Source organism: Streptomyces sp. NPDC003943 (assembly GCF_053605265.1).
On sequence record NZ_JBSGIW010000022.1, the window covers coordinates 56,926 to 75,320 of the forward strand.

Annotated in this window: 11 protein-coding genes; 6 read left to right on the forward strand and 5 right to left on the reverse strand. The window is 70.9% G+C overall.

Annotation, left to right across the window (positions count from 1 at the left end; translation table 11 throughout):
* Positions 1 to 5: 5 nt before the first annotated feature.
* The 3 genes from ACWEV0_RS12450 to metH form a co-directional block, all read right to left on the reverse strand.
* Positions 6 to 1,595 carry an ABC transporter substrate-binding protein gene (locus ACWEV0_RS12450; RefSeq protein ID WP_453148901.1) on the reverse strand — a complete coding sequence of 530 codons (1,590 nt, stop codon included), beginning with the start codon at positions 1,593 to 1,595 and terminating at the stop codon, positions 6 to 8.
* Between the two features lie 437 nt (positions 1,596 to 2,032).
* Positions 2,033 to 2,740 carry an HAD family hydrolase gene (locus tag ACWEV0_RS12455; RefSeq protein ID WP_453148903.1) on the reverse strand — a complete coding sequence of 236 codons (708 nt, stop codon included), beginning with the start codon at positions 2,738 to 2,740 and terminating at the stop codon, positions 2,033 to 2,035.
* 140 nt (positions 2,741 to 2,880) lie between these two features.
* Positions 2,881 to 6,417 carry a methionine synthase gene (gene metH, locus ACWEV0_RS12460; RefSeq protein WP_453148905.1) on the reverse strand — a complete coding sequence of 1,179 codons (3,537 nt, stop codon included), beginning with the start codon at positions 6,415 to 6,417 and terminating at the stop codon, positions 2,881 to 2,883.
* A gap of 244 nt (positions 6,418 to 6,661) precedes the next feature.
* Between metH and ACWEV0_RS12465 the strand changes: the two genes are divergently transcribed.
* The 6 genes from ACWEV0_RS12465 to ACWEV0_RS12490 all read left to right on the forward strand — a co-directional run bounded on the left by ACWEV0_RS12465 (position 6,662) and on the right by ACWEV0_RS12490 (position 14,123).
* Positions 6,662 to 7,426, forward strand: coding sequence for an IclR family transcriptional regulator (locus ACWEV0_RS12465; RefSeq protein ID WP_453148906.1), 765 nt, complete (start codon positions 6,662 to 6,664; stop codon positions 7,424 to 7,426).
* A gap of 308 nt (positions 7,427 to 7,734) precedes the next feature.
* Complete coding sequence (locus ACWEV0_RS12470; RefSeq protein WP_453148908.1) at positions 7,735 to 8,520, forward strand: MIP/aquaporin family protein; 786 nt, start codon at positions 7,735 to 7,737, stop codon at positions 8,518 to 8,520.
* A 35-nt stretch (positions 8,521 to 8,555) separates the two neighbouring features.
* The gene (gene glpK, locus ACWEV0_RS12475; RefSeq protein WP_453148909.1) at positions 8,556 to 10,085 is read left to right on the forward strand and encodes a glycerol kinase GlpK; all 1,530 of its coding nucleotides are present in this window, start codon (positions 8,556 to 8,558) and stop codon (positions 10,083 to 10,085) included.
* Positions 10,086 to 10,101: 16 nt separating this feature from the next.
* Positions 10,102 to 11,709: an FAD-dependent oxidoreductase gene (locus tag ACWEV0_RS12480; protein ID WP_453148911.1), complete on the forward strand. Its 1,608-nt coding sequence runs from the start codon at positions 10,102 to 10,104 to the stop codon at positions 11,707 to 11,709.
* 117 nt (positions 11,710 to 11,826) lie between these two features.
* Positions 11,827 to 12,891, forward strand: a complete 1,065-nt coding sequence (locus ACWEV0_RS12485; RefSeq protein ID WP_453148913.1) for an LLM class flavin-dependent oxidoreductase — start codon at positions 11,827 to 11,829, stop codon at positions 12,889 to 12,891.
* 155 nt (positions 12,892 to 13,046) lie between these two features.
* Positions 13,047 to 14,123, forward strand: coding sequence for a PAC2 family protein (locus ACWEV0_RS12490; RefSeq protein WP_453148915.1), 1,077 nt, complete (start codon positions 13,047 to 13,049; stop codon positions 14,121 to 14,123).
* A 45-nt stretch (positions 14,124 to 14,168) separates the two neighbouring features.
* Here ACWEV0_RS12490 and ACWEV0_RS12495 read toward each other — a convergent pair whose 3' ends face one another.
* Positions 14,169 to 15,137 carry an SMP-30/gluconolactonase/LRE family protein gene (locus ACWEV0_RS12495; protein ID WP_453148916.1) on the reverse strand — a complete coding sequence of 323 codons (969 nt, stop codon included), beginning with the start codon at positions 15,135 to 15,137 and terminating at the stop codon, positions 14,169 to 14,171.
* A gap of 93 nt (positions 15,138 to 15,230) precedes the next feature.
* Positions 15,231 to 18,296, reverse strand: a complete 3,066-nt coding sequence (locus tag ACWEV0_RS12500) for an NPCBM/NEW2 domain-containing protein (protein WP_453148917.1) — start codon at positions 18,294 to 18,296, stop codon at positions 15,231 to 15,233.
* Positions 18,297 to 18,395 lie beyond the last annotated feature (99 nt).

The window sequence follows — 18,395 nt, forward strand, 5'->3', positions numbered from 1 at the left end:
AGGGGTCAGGCGTTGCCGCGGCCGAGTTCCCACAGGAGCAGGTCGGAGGAGGTGTTCAGCGACCATTCGACGCCGGTGATGTCGTCGCGGGCGGCCACGTACTGCTTGCCCTGCCACAGCGGGAGGACGGGCACGTCCTTGGCGACGATCTTCTGGATCTGGTCGAAGACGGGGGTCGCGGCGGTGCGGTCGGCCTCGCGGCGCGACTGCGGGATCAGCCGGTCTCGGACGGACTGGTTGACGTAGGGGGTGTTGAGGAAGTTGTCGCTGTCGAGGAACGGGGCGACGTAGTTGTCCGGGTCCGGGTAGTCGGGGAACCAGCCGAGGCCGTAGACGGCGTAGTCGCCGCGCTTCTGGGCCGGGCGGAACTTGGCCCATTCGGTGCCCTGGATCTGGACGTCGAAGAGCTTGCTGTCGTTGAGCTGGCCGCGCAGGGCCTCGAACTCCTGGGCCGTCTCGGCGCCGTAGTGGTCGGTGGTGTAGTGCAGGGTGATCTTGACCGGGGTCGGTACGCCTGCGTCGCGCAGGATCTTGGCGGCCTTCGCGGTGTCGGGCTCGCCGTAGGTGTCGATGAACGAGGTGGCGTGGCCGGTGACGCTGGACGGGATCAGCGAGTAGAGCGGTTCGGCGGTGGGGCCGTACACCTTGCTGACCAGGGCGCCGCGGTCGACGACGGAGGCGATGGCCTGCCGGACGGCCTTGTCCTTGACGGCGGGGGCCTTGGTGTTGAAGCCGAGGTAGCGGATCTCGAGGCCGGGCACCTCGGTGAGGTTGATGCCGTCCTCGGGCTTCTCGGTGTGCTCCTTGATCTGCGCCTGCGACATGGCGCGGCCGGCCACGTCGATGGTGTCGTCGCGCAGCGCCTTGTCCATGCTCGCGGCGTCGTCGAAGGGGCGCAGCTCGACCTTGTCGTTGCGCATGGTGATGTCGCCCTTGTAGCGGGCGTTCTTGGTGAAGACGAACTTCGTCACCTTGTCGCCGGCGACCTCGGCCTTGAGGATGTACGGGCCGGAGCCGTCGACCTCGAAGCCCTTGCGCAGGGCCTTGCCGTCGTACTTGTCCTTGCTGAGGATGCCGGCGACGGGGGTGGAGATCTTGTACGGGAAGGTCGCGTCGGGCGTCTTGAGGTGGAAGATCACCTCGCGGTCGCCCTTGGTCTCGACGGTGTCGATGCCGGCGAGGAGGGCGGCGGTGCCGTTGTCGGACTTGATGGCGAGGACGCGCTCGACGGAGAACTTGACGTCGTCGGCGGTGACCGGGGTGCCGTCGGCGAAGGTGAGACCGGAGCGGAGCTCGCAGCGGTAGCTCTCGCTCTCCTTGTCGGTGAAGGCGCAGCTCTGGGCGGCTTCGGGGACGGGCCGGCCGCCGCCGCGCGGGACGTGCATGAGCGTCTGGACGGTCTGGCGCAGGATGTTCCAGGCGCCGGTGTCGTAGGCGAAGGCGGGGTCGAGCGGGGCGGGAGCGTCCGCGGTGGCGACGAACTGGTCCGTGGTGCCGACGACGATGGCCTTGCTCTTGCCGTCGCCGCCGCAGCCGGCGAGGAGGGGCGTGAGCAGGGCTGCCGTGAGGGGCAGCACCAGGGTCTTGCGGTTCATCAGGGACGATCTCCTTCACCGGCACGGGGTGACGGCCGGCAGTGGTACAGCGGCTTCGGTCACTCCGCCGGCCGCCCGGTCGGGGCGGGCGATCGGGCCGTGAAGGGGTGCGATCGGTCCTGTGTACGCGGCGACTTGGGTGTGCGCCGGGGCACTCGGATGGTGCGGCGGAGTACTCGCGAAAGAGTAGTAGGCGGCGCCGCTGCCACCGGACGGGGCCAGTCCGCCTGATGCTCACGAAACGGTCATGAATACGGTGTGTTCGATACACATGCATGGGAACGATTCGTACGCGGATGATCGAAACGGGACACTTGGGCAGGGTGTAACCGCCGGTTTCCGGACACTGCACGCAGACAGGCCACCCACCGATCGGCACTCTGCGTGACCAACGTCACGCAGGGGCCTCTCTAGTGGGTGGCCTGAGGGGGAGCGGCTCAGATGGTGTGCGGGCCGGCGATGAGCGTGCGCAGGAAGGGCACGTCGACCTCTTCGAGGGAGCGCACCACGACCCGGCCGGCGGAAGGCGCGATGGGGGCGACGGACGGCACGGCGACCACCCGGCAGCCCGCCGCCTCGGCGGCCGCCACGCCGGTCGCGGTGTCCTCGACGACCGCGCACAGCGCCGGGTCGGCGCTCACTCCGCGGGCGGCGGTCAGATACGGCTCGGGGTGCGGCTTCGTACGGGACACCTCGTCGCCCGCGACGGTCAGGGTGAAGCGGTTCCGGCCGAGCGAGGCGAGCACCCGGTCGATGATCCTGCGGTGCGAGGCGGAGACCAGGGCGGTCGGGATGTTGTGCCGGGCCAGCTCGGCAAGGAGACGCTCGGCGCCCGGCATCAGCGGCACGCCCCGGTCGATGCGCTGCTCGAACTTCTCGTTGAGCAGCACGGTGAGCTCTTCGAGGGTGATGTCGGCGCCGGTGGACTCGATGAGATAGCCGGCGCTGCGCGTCATCGGGCCGCCGACCACGACGTCCCGCCACGCCTCGTCGAGGCGGTGCCCGAGGTCGGCGAAGACCTCCACTTCCGCGTCCCACCAGAAGCCCTCGGTGTCGACGAGGGTGCCGTCCATGTCGAGGAAGACCGCCTGCAGGGCGGAGCTGCCGTTGGCACGGAACAGGGACGCGGGGACCGTACTGGTCATCCGGCACACCTCCATGGAGGGACGAAGAGGCCGGCCTCCCAACCCGCAAGGGGGTGGGCGACCGGCCTGCACTGGACCAACCAGTGTACGTCGCGTCGACTTACAACGCAGGTATTTACCCCCGCATCGTGAGCGGACGATTACCGGGCGTTGAAGTACTTCGCCTCCGGGTGGTGGATCACGATGGCGTCCGTGGACTGCTCGGGGTGGAGCTGGAACTCCTCGGAGAGGTGGACGCCGATCCGCTCCGGCTGGAGCAGCTCGGCGATCTTCGCCCGGTCCTCCAGGTCGGGGCAGGCGCCGTAGCCGAGGGAGAAGCGCGCGCCGCGGTACTTGAGCGCGAACATGTCCTCGACGTCGGCGGGGTCCTCGCCGCCGAAGCCGAGCTCGGCGCGGACCCGGGCGTGCCAGTACTCGGCGAGGGCCTCGGCCAGCTGCACGGACAGGCCGTGCAGCTCCAGGTAGTCGCGGTAGGAGTCGGACTCGAACAGCTTGGCCGTGGCCTCGCCGATGCGGGAGCCGACGGTGACGACCTGGAGGCCGACGACGTCGGTCTCGCCGGACTCCTCCGGGCGGAAGAAGTCCGCGAGGCACAGGCGGCGGCCGCGGCGCTGGCGCGGGAAGGTGAAGCGGGTGCGCTCGTTGCCGGACTCGTCGAGGATGATCAGGTCGTCACCCTTGGAGACGCAGGGGAAGTAGCCGTGCACGACGGCCGCTTCGAGCAGGTTCTCCGTGTGCAGGCGCTCCAGCCAGCCGCGCAGCCGCGGCCGGCCGTCGGTCTCGACGAGCTCCTCGTACGACGGTCCGTCACCGGTCCGGTTCTGCTTGAGGCCCCACTGGCCCTTGAACAGCGCGCCCTCGTCGAGCCAGCTCGCGTACTCCTTGAGCTGGATGCCCTTGACGACCCGGGTGCCCCAGAACGGCGGGGTCGGCACCGGGTTGTCGGTGGCGACGTCCGAGCGGCCGCCCGGCTCCGGCTCGTCGACCTGGAGCGTGGCGGCGCCCTTGGCGACCCGGCGCTGCTTCAGCTCGGGCAGGGTGGCGCCCGGGACGCCGCGCTTGACGGCGACGAGGGCGTCCATCAGGCGCAGGCCCTCGAAGGCGTCGCGGGCGTAGCGGACCTCGCCCTGGTAGATCTCGTAGAGGTCCTGCTCGACGTACGCCCTGGTGAGGGCCGCGCCGCCGAGGATCACCGGGTACTTGGCGGCCAGCTCGCGCTGGTTCAGCTCCTCCAGGTTCTCCTTCATGATCACGGTGGACTTCACGAGCAGACCGGACATGCCGATGACGTCGGCCCGGTGCTCCTCGGCGGCCTCCAGGATCGCGGAGACGGGCTGCTTGATGCCCAGGTTGACGACGTTGTAGCCGTTGTTGGAGAGGATGATGTCGACGAGGTTCTTGCCGATGTCGTGGACGTCGCCGCGGACGGTGGCGAGGACGATGGTGCCCTTGCCCTCGGCGTCCGACTTCTCCATGTGCGGCTCCAGGTAGGCCACCGCGGTCTTCATGACCTCGGCGGACTGGAGCACGAACGGCAGCTGCATCTGGCCGGAGCCGAACAGCTCGCCGACCACCTTCATGCCGTCGAGCAGCGTGTTGTTGACGATGTCGAGGGCGGGCGTGGTGGTCAGGGCCTCGTCGAGGTCCGCCTCCAGGCCGTTCTTCTCGCCGTCGATGATCCGCCGCTTGAGGCGCTCCTCCAGCGGGAGCGCGGCCAGCTCCTCGGCCTTGCCGGCCTTGAGGGACTTGGCGGTGGCGCCCTCGAAGAGGGCCATCAGCTTCTGGAGCGGGTCGTAGGCCGGCTCGTCCCCCTGCCCGGGGCGGCGCCGGTCGTAGATGAGGTCCAGGGCCGTCTGCACCTGCTCCTCGTCGAAGCGGGCGATCGGCAGGATCTTCGACGCGTGCACGATCGCCGAGTCGAGGCCCGCCTTCACGCACTCGTCGAGGAAGACCGAGTTGAGCAGGATGCGGGCGGCCGGGTTGAGGCCGAAGGAGATGTTGGACAGGCCGAGCGTGGTCTGCACGTCGGGGTGACGGCGCTTCAGCTCGCGGATCGCCTCGATGGTGGCGATGCCGTCCTTGCGGGACTCCTCCTGGCCGGTGCAGATGGTGAAGGTCAGGGCGTCGATGAGGATGTCCGACTCGCGGATGCCCCAGTTCCCCGTCAGGTCCGCGATCAGCCGCTCGGCGATGGCGACCTTGTCCTCGACCGTGCGGGCCTGGCCGTTCTCGTCGATCGTCAGGGCGATCAGGGCGGCGCCGTGCTGCTGCGCGAGGCGGGTGACCTTGGCGAAGCGGGACTCCGGGCCGTCGCCGTCCTCGTAGTTGACCGAGTTGATGACCGCGCGGCCGCCCAGCTTCTCCAGACCCGCCTCGATGACGTCGACCTCGGTCGAGTCGAGGACGATCGGGAGGGTGGAGGCGGTGGCGAAGCGGCCGGCGAGCTCCTTCATGTCGGCGACGCCGTCGCGGCCCACGTAGTCCACGCACAGGTCGAGCATGTGCGCGCCCTCGCGGATCTGGTCGCGCGCCATCTCGACGCAGTCGTCCCAGCGGGCCTCCAGCATCGCCTCGCGGAACTTCTTGGAGCCGTTGGCGTTCGTCCGCTCGCCGATCGCCAGGTACGAGGTGTCCTGGCGGAAGGGGACGGTCTGGTACAGCGAGGCGGCGCCCGGCTCGGGGTGCGGCTCGCGGACCGGCGGCACGAGGCCGCGGACCCGCTCGACGACCTGGCGCAGGTGCTCGGGGGTCGTACCGCAGCAGCCGCCGACCAGGTTGAGGCCGTACTCGGCCACGAACGTCTCGTGGGCGTCGGCCAGCTCGGCCGGGGACAGCGGGTAGTGCGCGCCGTCCTTGGTCAGGATCGGCAGGCCGGCGTTGGGCATGCAGGACAGCGCGATGCCGGCGTGCCGGGCGAGGTAGCGCAGGTGCTCGCTCATCTCGGCCGGGCCGGTGGCGCAGTTCATGCCGATCATGTCGATGCCGAGCGGCTCCAGGGCCGTCAGCGCGGCGCCGATCTCGGAGCCGAGGAGCATGGTGCCGGTGGTCTCGACGGTGACCGAGGTGATCAGCGGGACCCGGTAGCCGGCGACCTCCATGGCGCGGTGGGCCGCGATGATGGCGGCCTTCGTCTGGAGGAGGTCCTGGGTGGTCTCGACGAGGAGGGCGTCGGCGCCGCCGGCGAGGAGACCCTCGGCGTTCTGCTGGTAGGCGTCGCGGATCGTGCCGTACTCGACGTGGCCGAGGGTGGGCAGCTTGGTGCCGGGGCCCATGGAGCCGAGGACCCAGCGCTGCTGTCCGGTCTTCTCCGTGTACGCGTCGGCCGCCTCGCGGGCGATCCGGGCGCCGGCCTCGGACAGCTCCTGGATGCGGTGCGAGATGTCGTACTCGCCGAGCGCGGAGAAGTTGCAGTTGAAGGTGTTGGTGCCGACGCAGTCGGTGCCGACCGCGAGGTAGGCGTCGTGGACCGAGCGGACGATGTCCGGGCGGGAGACGTTGAGGATCTCGTTACAGCCCTCGAGCTGCTGGAAGTCCTCCAGAGAGGGGTCCTGGGCCTGGAGCATGGTGCCCATCGCTCCGTCGGAGACGACGACCCGGGAGGCGAAGGCCTCGCGCAGGGCGTCGGCCCGCTGGGCGGCGGTCGCGGGTGCGGCGGAAGGGGTCGGCGACGAGGCCATGGAATGAGCTCCCTGGGATGCGACGGCTGTCGGCTTTGCACCCTCGGCAGAGGATGCACGGGCCCAGAGTAACCGCGCGGGTGCCGGGGTGGACACGGGGTTCCAGCTGGTGGACGGCATCCTGTGTGCGGGGACTCCCGGTACGGCCCGTTCTTGGACGACACTGTCAGGTGTGACGCAAGGTCGGCATCGACCGATAGTGTTCAGCATTGTCGAACAGCATGTGGTGAGAAAGGGCCGGGCGATGGCGAAGAACATCCAGTCGCTTGAACGGGCGGCGGCGATGCTGCGACTGCTCGCGGGCGGCGAGCGCCGGCTCGGCCTGTCCGACATCTCCTCCTCCCTCGGCCTCGCCAAGGGCACCGCGCACGGCATCCTGCGCACCCTGCAGGCCGAGGGCTTCGTGGAGCAGGACCCGGCCTCCGGCCGCTACCAGCTGGGCGCGGAGCTGCTGCGGCTCGGCAACAGCTACCTGGACGTCCACGAGCTGCGGGCCCGGGCCCTCGTATGGACCGACGACCTGGCCCGCTCCAGCGGCGAGAGCGTCCACCTGGGCGTGCTGCACCAGCAGGGCGTGCTGATCGTCCACCACGTCTTCCGGCCGGACGACAGCCGCCAGGTCCTGGAGGTGGGGGCCATGCAGCCGCTGCACTCCACGGCGCTCGGCAAGGTGCTCTCGGCATACGACCCGGTGGCGCACAGCGAGGTGGTGGAGGCCGAGCGGGACTCCTTCACACCCCGCACGGTCACCGGGCTCACCGACTTCGAGGCGCTGCTCGACATGACCCGGGCGCGCGGCTGGGCCGCCGACGTGGAGGAGACCTGGGAGGGCGTGGCGTCGGTGGCCGCGCCCATCCACGACCGGCGCCGGATGCCGGTGGGCGCCGTGGCCATCACGGGCGCGGTGGAGCGGGTCTGCGCCGGGGGCGAGCTGCGCTCGGAGCTGGTGGCGGCCGTACGGGACTGCGCCCGCGCGGTCTCCCGCGACCTGGGGGCCGGCCGCTTCTGAGGGCCGCGGGCCCGGCGTACGGCCCGGAGGCATCCGCTCCGCCCTGCGCGCCCCGCACAACCGAACACATGCGAACCCGCCGGTAACGATCGCGTTATCGGCGGGTTTTTCGTGCTCAGCACCCTTGACGCGCTGTTAACCGTGGCGCAAAACTTCCGTTCATCGGTCGGCATTGTCGAACAGCTACCGGCAATACGCGCTAAGGTATGGCAGTGCCAAGGGCCGCCATCGCCCTCACACGAGGGCGCGGACCACCGGAGGGAACCCGTGGTTCGCCTTCCCCTGGACGAAGGACAAAGGAGTCGCGGGTGTCCAGCTCCGACATCTTCATCGGCGAGACCATCGGTACCGCCGTACTCATCCTGCTCGGCGGCGGTGTCTGCGCCGCCGTGACGCTCAAGAGCTCGAAGGCCCGCGGCGCGGGCTGGCTCGCGATCGCTTTCGGGTGGGGCTTCGCCGTCATGACGGCGGTCTACATGACCGCTTCCCTTTCCGGCGCCCATCTGAACCCCGCCGTCACCATCGCGATAGCGATCAAGGACGGCGACTGGAGCAACGTTCCGGTCTACCTCGCCGGCCAGCTGCTCGGCGCCATGATCGGCGCGGTGCTGGTCTGGGTCACGTACTACGGCCAGTTCCGGGCCCACCTCACGGACGAGTCGATCATCTCGACGCCGCACGAGGAGGGCATGGTCGACCAGCAGGCCGCCCCGAACGCCGGTCCCGTGCTCGGCGTCTTCTCGACCGGCCCGGAGATCCGTAACACCTGGCAGAACCTGGCCACCGAGATCATCGGCACCGTCGTGCTGGTCCTCGCCGTGCTCACCCAGGGCCTGAACGACAGCGGCAAGGGCCTCGGCGTCCTCGGCGCCCTGATCACCGCGTTCGTCGTGGTCTCCATCGGCCTCTCGCTCGGCGGTCCGACCGGCTACGCCATCAACCCGGCCCGTGACCTCGGTCCGCGCCTCGTGCACGCCCTGCTCCCGCTGCCGAACAAGGGCGGCTCCGACTGGAGCTACGCCTGGGTCCCGGTCGTCGGCCCGCTGGTCGGCGGCGCCATCGCCGCGGGTATCTACAACATCGCGTTCGCCTGAGCCGTCCTTCTTCCAGACCTCCCTTGGAGCACACCGTGACCGACGCCCACACCACCGGCCCGTTCATCGCCGCCATCGACCAGGGCACCACCTCCTCCCGCTGCATCGTCTTCGACAAGGACGGCCGGATCGTCTCCGTCGACCAGAAGGAGCACGAGCAGATCTTCCCGAAGCCGGGCTGGGTCGAGCACGACCCGATCGAGATCTGGACCAACGTCCAGGAGGTCGTCGCCGGCGCCCTCACCAAGGGCGGGATCACCGCGGCCGACGTGAAGGCCATCGGCATCACCAACCAGCGCGAGACCACCCTGCTGTGGGACAAGAACACCGGCGAGCCGGTCCACAACGCGCTCGTCTGGCAGGACACCCGCACCGACGCCCTGTGCAAGGAGCTCGGCCGCAACGTCGGCCAGGACCGCTTCCGCCGCGAGACCGGCCTGCCGCTCGCCTCGTACTTCTCCGGCCCGAAGGTCCGCTGGCTGCTCGACAACGTCGAGGGCCTGCGCGAGCGCGCCGAGCGCGGCGACATCCTCTTCGGCACCATGGACTCCTGGGTCATCTGGAACCTGACCGGCGGCGTGGACGGCGGCCACCACGTCACCGACGTCACCAACGCCTCCCGCACCATGCTGATGAACCTCCACACCATGGCCTGGGACGAGAAGATCCTGCAGTCCATGGACATCCCGGCCGCCGTGCTGCCGGAGATCCGCTCCTCCGCCGAGGTGTACGGCACGGTCAGGGGCGGCCTCCTCGACGGCGTCCCGGTCGCCTCCGCGCTCGGCGACCAGCAGGCCGCCCTGTTCGGCCAGACCTGCTTCGCCGAGGGCGAGGCCAAGTCCACGTACGGCACCGGAACGTTCATGCTGATGAACACCGGCGACAAGATCATCAACTCCTACAGCGGCCTGCTGACCACCGTCGGCTACCGGATCGGCGACGAGAAGCCGGTCTACGCCCTGGAGGGCTCGATCGCCGTCACCGGCTCGCTCGTCCAGTGGATGCGCGACCAGATGGGCCTCATCAAGTCCGCCGCCGAGATCGAGACCCTGGCCTCCTCCGTCGAGGACAACGGCGGCACCTACTTCGTGCCGGCCTTCTCCGGTCTCTTCGCCCCGTACTGGCGCTCCGACGCCCGCGGTGTGATCGCCGGCCTCACCCGGTACGTCACCAAGGCGCACATCGCCCGCGCCGTCCTCGAGGCCACCGCCTGGCAGACCCGCGAGATCACCGACGCCATGACCAAGGACTCCGGCGTCGAGCTGACCGCGCTCAAGGTCGACGGCGGCATGACCTCCAACAACCTGCTGATGCAGACCCTCTCCGACTTCCTGGACGCACCCGTCGTGCGCCCGATGGTCGCCGAGACCACCTGCCTCGGCGCGGCCTACGCCGCCGGCCTCGCCGTCGGCTTCTGGCCCGACACCGACGCGCTGCGCGCCAACTGGCGCAGGGCCGCCGAGTGGACCCCTCGCATGGACGCCGACAAGCGCGACAGCGAGTACAAGAACTGGCTCAAGGCCGTGGAGCGCTCCATGGGCTGGCTCGACGAAGAAGAGAACTGACGAGGAGTAACGCGCGATGACCACCCTGCAGAGCCTCCCCTCCCTGGGGATGCACCCGGCCGCCGGTTCGCTTCCGACCCGCGCCGAGACCAGAGAGCAGCTTTCCAAGGCGACGTACGACCTCCTGGTGATCGGCGGCGGCATCCTGGGCATCTCCACCGCCTGGCACGCCGCGCAGTCCGGGCTGCGGGTGGCCCTGGTGGACGCCGGCGACTTCGCCGGCGCCACCTCCTCCGCCTCCTCCAAGCTCCTCCACGGCGGTCTGCGCTACCTGCAGACCGGCGCGGTCAAGCTCGTCGCCGAGAACCACTTCGAGCGGCGCGCGGTCTCCCGCCAGGTGGCCCCCCACCTGTCCAACCCGCTCACCTTCTACCTGCCCGTCTACAAGGGCGGCCCGCACGGCGCGGCCAAGCTCGGCGCCGGCGTCTTCGCCTACAGCGCCCTGTCCGCCTTCGGCGACGGCGTCGGCCACCTGCTGAGCCCCGCCAAGGCCGCCCAGGACGTGCCGGAGCTGCGCACGGACAACCTGAAGGCCGTCGCCGTCTACGGCGACGACCAGATGAACGACGCCCGCATGGCCCTCATGACGGTCCGCGCCGCGGTCGACGCCGGCGCTGTCGTCCTCAACCACGCCGAGGTCACCGGCCTGCGCTTCACCCGGGGCCGGGTCACCGGCGCCGAGCTGCGGGACCGCATGTCCGGCGACGAGTTCGGCGTCGACGCCCGTCTGGTGCTCAACGCCACCGGCCCGTGGGTGGACCACCTGCGCAAGATGGAGGACCCCAACGCGGCCCCCTCCATCCGCCTCTCCAAGGGCGCGCACCTGGTCCTCAAGCGCACCTCCCCGTGGAAGGCGGCGCTCGCCACCCCCATCGACAAGTACCGGATCACCTTCGCCCTCCCCTGGGAGGACATGCTCCTGCTCGGCACCACCGACGAGGAGTACGAGGGCGACCCGGGCGAGGTCGCGGTCAACGACAAGGACATCGCCCAGATCCTGGACGAGGCCGCCTTCTCCATCCGCGACCAGCAGCTCGACCGTTCCCTGATCACCTACGCCTTCGCCGGCCTGCGGGTGCTGCCGGGCGGACCCGGCGACACCTCGAAGGCCAAGCGCGAGACGGTCGTCACCGAGGGCCGCGGCGGCATGCTGTCGGTGGCCGGCGGCAAGTGGACCACCTTCCGCCACATCGGCCGCACGATCATGAAGAAGCTGGAGTCGCTGCCGGGCCACCCGCTCGGCGACGACTACGAGCCGGTCGCCACGCTGCCGAAGCGGCTGCCGCTGCCGGGCATCGCCAACCCGAACGCGGTCGTCCACCGTCTGCTCGTCGACGGCCCGGCCCCCGGCCCGCGCATGGCCGCCGACACCGCCAAGCACCTGGCGACCCACTACGGCTCGCTCTCCTTCGACATCGCCCGGATGGCGAACGAGAACCCCGAGCTCGCCGAGCGCATCCACCCGGACGCGCCGGAGATCTGGGCCCAGGTCGCCTACGCCCGCGACCACGAGTGGGCCGAGACCGCGGACGACGTGCTGCGCCGCCGCACCACGCTGACCATCCGCGGCCTTGCCACGGACGAGGTCCGCGGCAAGGTCGAGGACATGCTGCGCGGCAACTAGGCACCCCCCACAGGGTGGTAAGGGGCGGTCTCCCGGGGAGACCGCCCCTTACGCATGCCGGTGCGCGCGCCATGCGCCCGCCACACCGACGCAACACTCCGCGCGCAGAGTTGAAGCATGAAGTTTCAGGTGCTCTCCCTCATCGGCCATGCCCCGCACCCCCTCACCGGCGAACTGCCCTCCGCCGCCGACCGTCTTGAGGAAGTCCTGGCGGTCGGCGAGGCCGCCGAGCGGCTCGGCTACGACGCTTACTCGGTCGGCGAGCGGCACGCCGGCCCCTTCCTCTCCTCCAGCCCCTCGGTGGTGCTCGGCGCGCTGGCCGCCCGCACCTCCCGCATCCGTCTCCTCACCGGCGTCACCGTCGTCGCGATCCTCGACCCGGTCCGGGTCGCCGAGGACTACGCCACGCTCGGCCTGCTCTCCCGTGGCCGGCTCGAACTCGTCGTCGGCAAGGGCGCGGAGGCCGGCCACTTCGACCTGTTCGGCCTGGACGAGGCACGCCAGTGGGACCTGCAGAAGGAGAAGTACGAGCTCCTGCGCCGGCTGTGGACGGAGGAAGGCGTCGACTGGGAGGGCGAGTTCCGGCCCGCCCTGAAGAACGTCACCACGGTCCCCCGCCCGTACGGCGGCCGCCCGCCGCGCGTCTGGCACGGCTCGGCCACCAGCCTCAACTCCCCCGAGCTCGCCGCCCGGCACGGCGACCCGCTGTTCACCGCCAACGCCATCCAGCCCCGCGAGGCGTACGCGAGGCTCATCGCCCACTACCGCGAGAAGTTCGAGGAGTACGGGCACGATCCGCGCGAGGCGCGCGTGGCGGCGGGCTCCGGCGGCCTGCTCATCGCCGACACCGCCGAGCAGGCCGTCAGCCGCTACAAGGACCTCTACGAGGCGAGGGTGCGCCAGACCTTCCGCCCCCACCTGGAGGGGAAGGCCGGCTACAACACCCCGTTCCGCACCATCGAGGACGCCATCGCGGGCGGCCCGCAGCTCATCGGCTCCCCGCAGCAGATCATCGACAAGATCCTCGGCTACCACGAGGTGTACGGCCACGACCTGCAGTCCATCACCGTGGACACCTTCGGGCAGTCCACCGCCGAGCAGATCGAGACGCTGGAGCGGTTCGCCGAGGAGATCGCCCCGGTCGTACGGAAGGAGGCCCCCAGCACGCTCTGGGAGGAGTGAACGAGGAGTGGCGCGCGTACGCGTGCCGACGGGAGTTCCTGGGTAGTCGATCACAACCGAACCGGCCTTCGGGCGTGTCCGAGGGCTGCGGGCGGGCCGCCCGAAAGGCATAAGGTTGGTCCGTACGACAGGAACTTCGACGAAGGAGGCGCTGGGTGATCGAGCTCGAGGGGGTTCCCGAGCTGATCGACCCGGTCATGGTGGCCGCGTTCGAGGGCTGGAACGACGCCGGCGACGCCGCCTCCGCCGCGGTCGCCCACCTGGACCGGGAGTGGAAGGGCGAGGTGTTCGCGGCGCTCGACGCCGAGGACTACTACGACTTCCAGGTCAACCGGCCCACAGTGTGGATGGACGGCGGCGTCCGGAAGATCACCTGGCCCACGACCCGGCTCTCCGTGGTGCGGATCGGCGGGGACAAGCCCCGGGACCTGGTCCTGGTGCGCGGGATCGAGCCGTCGATGCGCTGGCGTTCGTTCTGCAACGAGCTCCTGGGCTTCGCGCACGAGCTGGGCGTGGAGATGGTGGTGATCCTGGGCGCGCTGCTCGGCGACACCCCGCACACCCGTCCGGTGCCGGTCAGCGGCGTCACCTCCGACCCCGATCTGGCCCGCAGGATGGACCTGGAGGAGACCCGCTACGAGGGCCCGACGGGCATCGTCGGCATCCTCCAGGAGGCCTGCACGCACGCCGGGGTGCCGGCGGTGAGCCTGTGGGCGGCGGTCCCGCACTACGTGTCGCAGCCGCCGAACCCGAAGGCGACGCTGGCCCTCCTCAACCGCCTGGAGGACCTGATCGACCTGCGCATCCCGCTGGGCGAGCTGCCCGAGGACGCGCGGGCCTGGCAGGTGGGCGTGGACCAGCTGGCCGCCGAGGACAGCGAGGTCGCCGAGTACGTGCAGACGCTGGAGGAGGCGCGGGACACGGCGGAGCTCCCGGAGGCGTCCGGCGAGGCCATCGCCCGCGAGTTCGAGCGCTATCTGCGGCGCCGCGAGCCGGGCCAGAGCGGTCCGGGGCACGCGACGGAGAGCGGCGACGCCTCGTACCTCCGGGACAGCGCCGGCGAGCGGACCCGGCCGCCGAAGCCGCAGCAGCCGGGCCCGGAGGCGGTACCGGGCGCGGAACCGGAGCGTGCGGAGCCGGAGCGGCCGGGGTCGGAGCAGCCGGGGTCGGAGCGGCCCGACGCCGAGGACGGCTCGGGGGACGGCGACGAGGACGAGGGCTCCGAGGAGTGACCGGTACGGGAGGGGTGGCGCGGCCGCCCCTCCCGTCCGTTTCCGTCAGACCTGGTCGATCGCGACGACGTCGTACTCGGTGGCCGGCGTGGGCTCCGTGTCGAAGCGGGCGTTCGGCAGATAGATCCGGTCGCCCCAGGCCGCCGCAGTGGTGGGGATGCGGAAGCGCGGGTCGGTGATCCGGGCGACGGCCGTGCCGCGGGTGCCGGCGGCGTTCAGCCGGACCACGTCGACCTGGTTGTTCACCTGCTGGACGATGTACAGGGTGCGGCCGAGGAGCAGCAGCCCGTCGCCGTTGGGGATCTTCAGTCCGCCGAGGTCGACGGCGGTCGCGGCGCCCGTGGCCGGGTCGACCCGCATCAACGTGCCGCCGTCGGCGAAGGTGTTGACGACGAGCAGGGCACGGCCGTCGGTGGTGCGGGCGATGCCGTTGGCGGTGAAGTCGGGGCCCTGGGTCCAGTCGCCGCCGAGCGGTACGGTCTCGGGGGCGCCGACCGGCTCGCCGGCGCGGTCGAGGGCGAGGCGGTAGAGCTGCGGCTGGTAGGAGTCCGTGAACCAGGCGGCACCGGGGGTCAGGACGACGTCGTTGACCATGGTGGTCTCCGCGCCGAGCCCGGTGAAGTGGCGCAGCAGCGCGCCGGTGCGGACGTCGACGACCCGGATCTCCCGGCTGTAGCCGCCGGAGAGGAAGAGTCGCCGTTCGGCGGTGTCGATCTTGAGGCCGACGGTCATGTGCCCGTCGCCCAGCCCCTCGTGGATGATCCGGCCCTCCCCGGTGGCCAGCGAGGCCCGGTAGACGGCGCCGTTGGCGAGCGAGCCGAAGTAGGCGTACGGGCTGTGCCCGATGGCGATGCCCTCGGGCGCGAAGCCCTTCGGCAGCGGGAAGCCGGCGGGCCACGGCCGACCGGAGTCGGCGGCGTGCGCCGGGCCCGCGGCGAGCGGGCCGGTGAGAGCCGCCGCGCCGAGGGCGGCGGCGGCTCCCAGAAAACCTCTGCGTGCGAACGAACGTGACACGAGCGCCCTTTCGTACAACTGGTCGATTGGCACTCACACCTCATCACAACACACGCCGCTCGCAAGCCAATTAGCCGAATACGGCCGTCGGCATCAGGCGCAGGTGAACCGGGCGGCCGCCCAGTCCCCGTGGTCCCCGCTCTTCGAGCCGTTGGTGTCGGTGATCTTCAGATGGACGTGGCGCGCGCCGGTCACGTCGACGTTCACCGGGACGGTGGCGGAGGCTCCGGTGACCCGGGGCGAGGTCCACAGCACCCTGCCGTCCGCCTCGACGGAGAAGGCCACCTCGCCGTAGCCGTTGATCTCGTCGTCGATGCCGGCGTCGGCGGTGAAGGAGGTGCAGCGGCCGCCGAGGTAGACCTCGATGTCGGAGTCGGCGTGGGCGCCGATGCCCTTGGCGTAGGTCTGCCCGGCGAGGGTGAGGGTGTGGCCGTCGGTGGCGCCCGACTCGCCGTTGGAGCGGTCTCGTTCGGGCGGTCCCCAGCCGTTCGTGGACTTCAGCCAGACCAGGTCGCTCGCCCAGGCCGGGGCGGTCGGCGGCTCCGGCATCACGCCGACGGCGAACCGCTGGACCGCGGTGCGGTCGACTCCGGCGGCCCGGTGCCGGACGCTCGCGGTGAGCACGGTCTCGCCGGGGACGGCGTCCTTGGCCGGCGTCACGGAGAGCTCGACGCGCCGGGTGGCGCCGGCCGGGACGCGGTCGACCGGGGCGGCCGGGGCGACCTGCCAGCCGGCCGGGGCGCCCAGCGCGACCTGGACGTCGGTGGCGTCCCTGGTGCCGGCGGTGACGTCGACGGCGACGGTGCCGGGCACGCCCGCACCGAGCTCCTGCCCGGCCGGGGCGGTGACGGTGGCGGCGGCCCCGGGGACGGCGCCGCCGACGGCGCTGGTGTCGGCGAGTTCGAGGGTGAAGCCGCGGTCGGTGCGCTGGGCGCCGGTCTTCACCTGAACGACTCCGCCGCGGTCGTCGCGGTCGTACCACCAGCCCTGTTCGGCGGCGTCGAAGGCGGCCTTCGAGTCGAGCCGGGGCAGCGTCCGGTCGCCCAGCCGGACCGTGCTCGGGCTGTCGCCGGTGTGCACGGTGAAGCGGTACGGGCGGGCGGCCGCCTTGCCGGTGTAGTCGCCGGCGCTCGGGCCGATCCGCACGCTGACGTCACCGGCGCCGCGCTGCGGGGCGCTCACCTGGGCGAGCTGGGTGGCGTAGCCGCCGCTGCGGTGGGCGCGGGTGACGCCGTCGTCCTCGTACAGCTCGAAGGAGGACCGGCCCTGCGGGTAGACGTCCCAGGCGATCGGGTCGCCGGCCTTGCGCTCGGTGTACGAGCGGATGCCGCCCGGCCACATCGGGACGGCGGCCCCGGCCCGTACGAACAGGGGCAGGGTGTCGAGCGGGGCGCTGTAGTGGTCGAGGGTGACGGGGCCTTCGTAGGTGCGCCCGTTCGCGTAGTCGATCCAGGTGCCCTTGGGCAGGTAGATGCCGTCGCGCTCCACCGCGTCCTTGTAGACGGGCGCGACCAGGAAGTCCTCGCCGCTGAGGAACTCGTACTTGGCGGCGTCCGAGGCGGCCACCGGGTCGTCCGGGTATTCGAGGGCGAGCGGCCGGGCGAGGCCGACGCCGGTCTCGGTGGCCTGGTGGGCGTAGGAGTAGATGTACGGGAGCAGGGCCTCGTGCAGCTTGAGCGAGGCGCGGTTGACCGAGGTGTAGGGCTCGCCGTAGCGGAAGGGCTGCTTGTCCATGGCGGCCCAGCCGTCCATGGTCATGGTGACCGGCAGGAACATCTTCCACTGCAGGTCACGGGTGTAGGTCTTGGGGCTGCCGCCGAAGATGCCGTCGACGTCGCCGGTGGTGTAGGCGAGGCCGGACATGGCGGCGCCGGCGTAGGTGGGGATCTGCCAGCGGATGTACTCCCAGCTGCCGGACTGGTCGCCGGACCACTGGACGCCGCAGCGCTGGGCGCCGGACCAGCTCTCGGGGGCCCAGGTGAAGCCGCGGGCGTCGGAGTTGGCCTCGATGCCGGCGTAGGCGTCCTTGCAGCCGTCGAGGGCGAACTTGTAGCCGGAGCCGACCCAGGCGACGTCGAGCTTGGCGACCCGCTGCCCGGCCTTCACCTGGTCGGCGAGCTTGTCGATGCCGTCCTCGGTCCACAGCCCGAGCTGGGCGCCGCGGGCCTTGAGGCCCTGGGCGGTCTCGGCGAGGTTCTCGTAGCCGCAGCCGTAGCCGTCGTTGACGAGCATCCAGCCGTTGGGCATGTCGTTCTGGACGTAGCCGTCGGAGACCTTGAGGGCGTCGAGGGTGTGGCGTTCGCCGCGGTTGGCGTTGTGCAGGTAGCAGTCGGAGTCGCCGATCTCCAGGCCGTAGACGGGCGGCATGAACGGCTTGCCGGTGAGCTTGGTGTACTGGCCGATGACGTCCTTGACGGCGTCATGGCCACTGCCGGCGAAGTAGTAGGCGTCGAAGCGCTGTTCGCGGGCGGTGGTGGTGACGGGCTCGCCGAAGACGTAGGTGTTGGGGGCGTAGGTGTTGCGGTAGACGCCGTAGCCGGCGGAGGAGAGGTAGAACGGGACGGAGTTGGGGTGGCCGCCGTCGTTCCAGTTGTAGTCGACGCCGACCTCGACGGTCTTGCCGCGGTGCGAGGTGTTGCCGCGGCCGTTCTGCATGCCGGCGCCGTAGAACTGCTCGTCGGCACCGCGGGCCAGGGTCTGGGTGGTGCGGTCCTGGTTCCAGGTGAGGCCCTGGGTCTCGGTCCACAGGGGCGTGCCGTCGGCGCGGAGCGCGGCGAAGCGCAGCGGCGACTTGTAGGCGCGCAGGGTGACCCGGTCGGTGCTCAGCTCGTAGCGGTCGCCGAGGTCGGCCCAGTGGGTGGCGGGCGGCGGGCCCTGCGGCAGGACGATGTCCTGGCCGGTGGGGTCGGTGAACCTGCCGTCGGGGGCGAGTTCGATGCGGAAGGTCTCGTCGGAGACGAAGCTGACCCGGGCCTCGGAGTGACCGGCGGTCAGCCGGTAGACGCCTCGGGCGGCTCCGTCGGTGGCGAAGCCGGTGACCTCGCCCACGGTGGTGTCGGCGGGTGCGGCGGAGGCGGTGCTTCCGGGTCCCGCGAACACCGCGAGGAGTCCGAGCACGGCTCCGCCGAGGGTAGCTCTCATGCGCATTGATGATTGCATGGAGCGTTTTTAGCGCAGATTCGAGCATCGAGCCAGAGGCAAAACGGAACCGCCCTTGGACTTCACCGGAAGTCCAAGGGCGGTTGCCCGTATGGGAGT

Coding starts and splice junctions, on each gene's coding strand:
- ACWEV0_RS12485 (WP_453148913.1), top strand. CDS start 11,827: ATGAAGTTTCAGGTGCTCTCCCTCATCGGCCATGCCCCGCACCCCCTC.
- metH (WP_453148905.1), bottom strand. CDS start 6,417: ATGGCCTCGTCGCCGACCCCTTCCGCCGCACCCGCGACCGCCGCCCAG.
- ACWEV0_RS12455 (WP_453148903.1), bottom strand. CDS start 2,740: ATGACCAGTACGGTCCCCGCGTCCCTGTTCCGTGCCAACGGCAGCTCC.
- ACWEV0_RS12450 (WP_453148901.1), bottom strand. CDS start 1,595: ATGAACCGCAAGACCCTGGTGCTGCCCCTCACGGCAGCCCTGCTCACG.
- ACWEV0_RS12500 (WP_453148917.1), bottom strand. CDS start 18,296: ATGCAATCATCAATGCGCATGAGAGCTACCCTCGGCGGAGCCGTGCTC.
- ACWEV0_RS12480 (WP_453148911.1), top strand. CDS start 10,102: ATGACCACCCTGCAGAGCCTCCCCTCCCTGGGGATGCACCCGGCCGCC.
- ACWEV0_RS12465 (WP_453148906.1), top strand. CDS start 6,662: ATGGCGAAGAACATCCAGTCGCTTGAACGGGCGGCGGCGATGCTGCGA.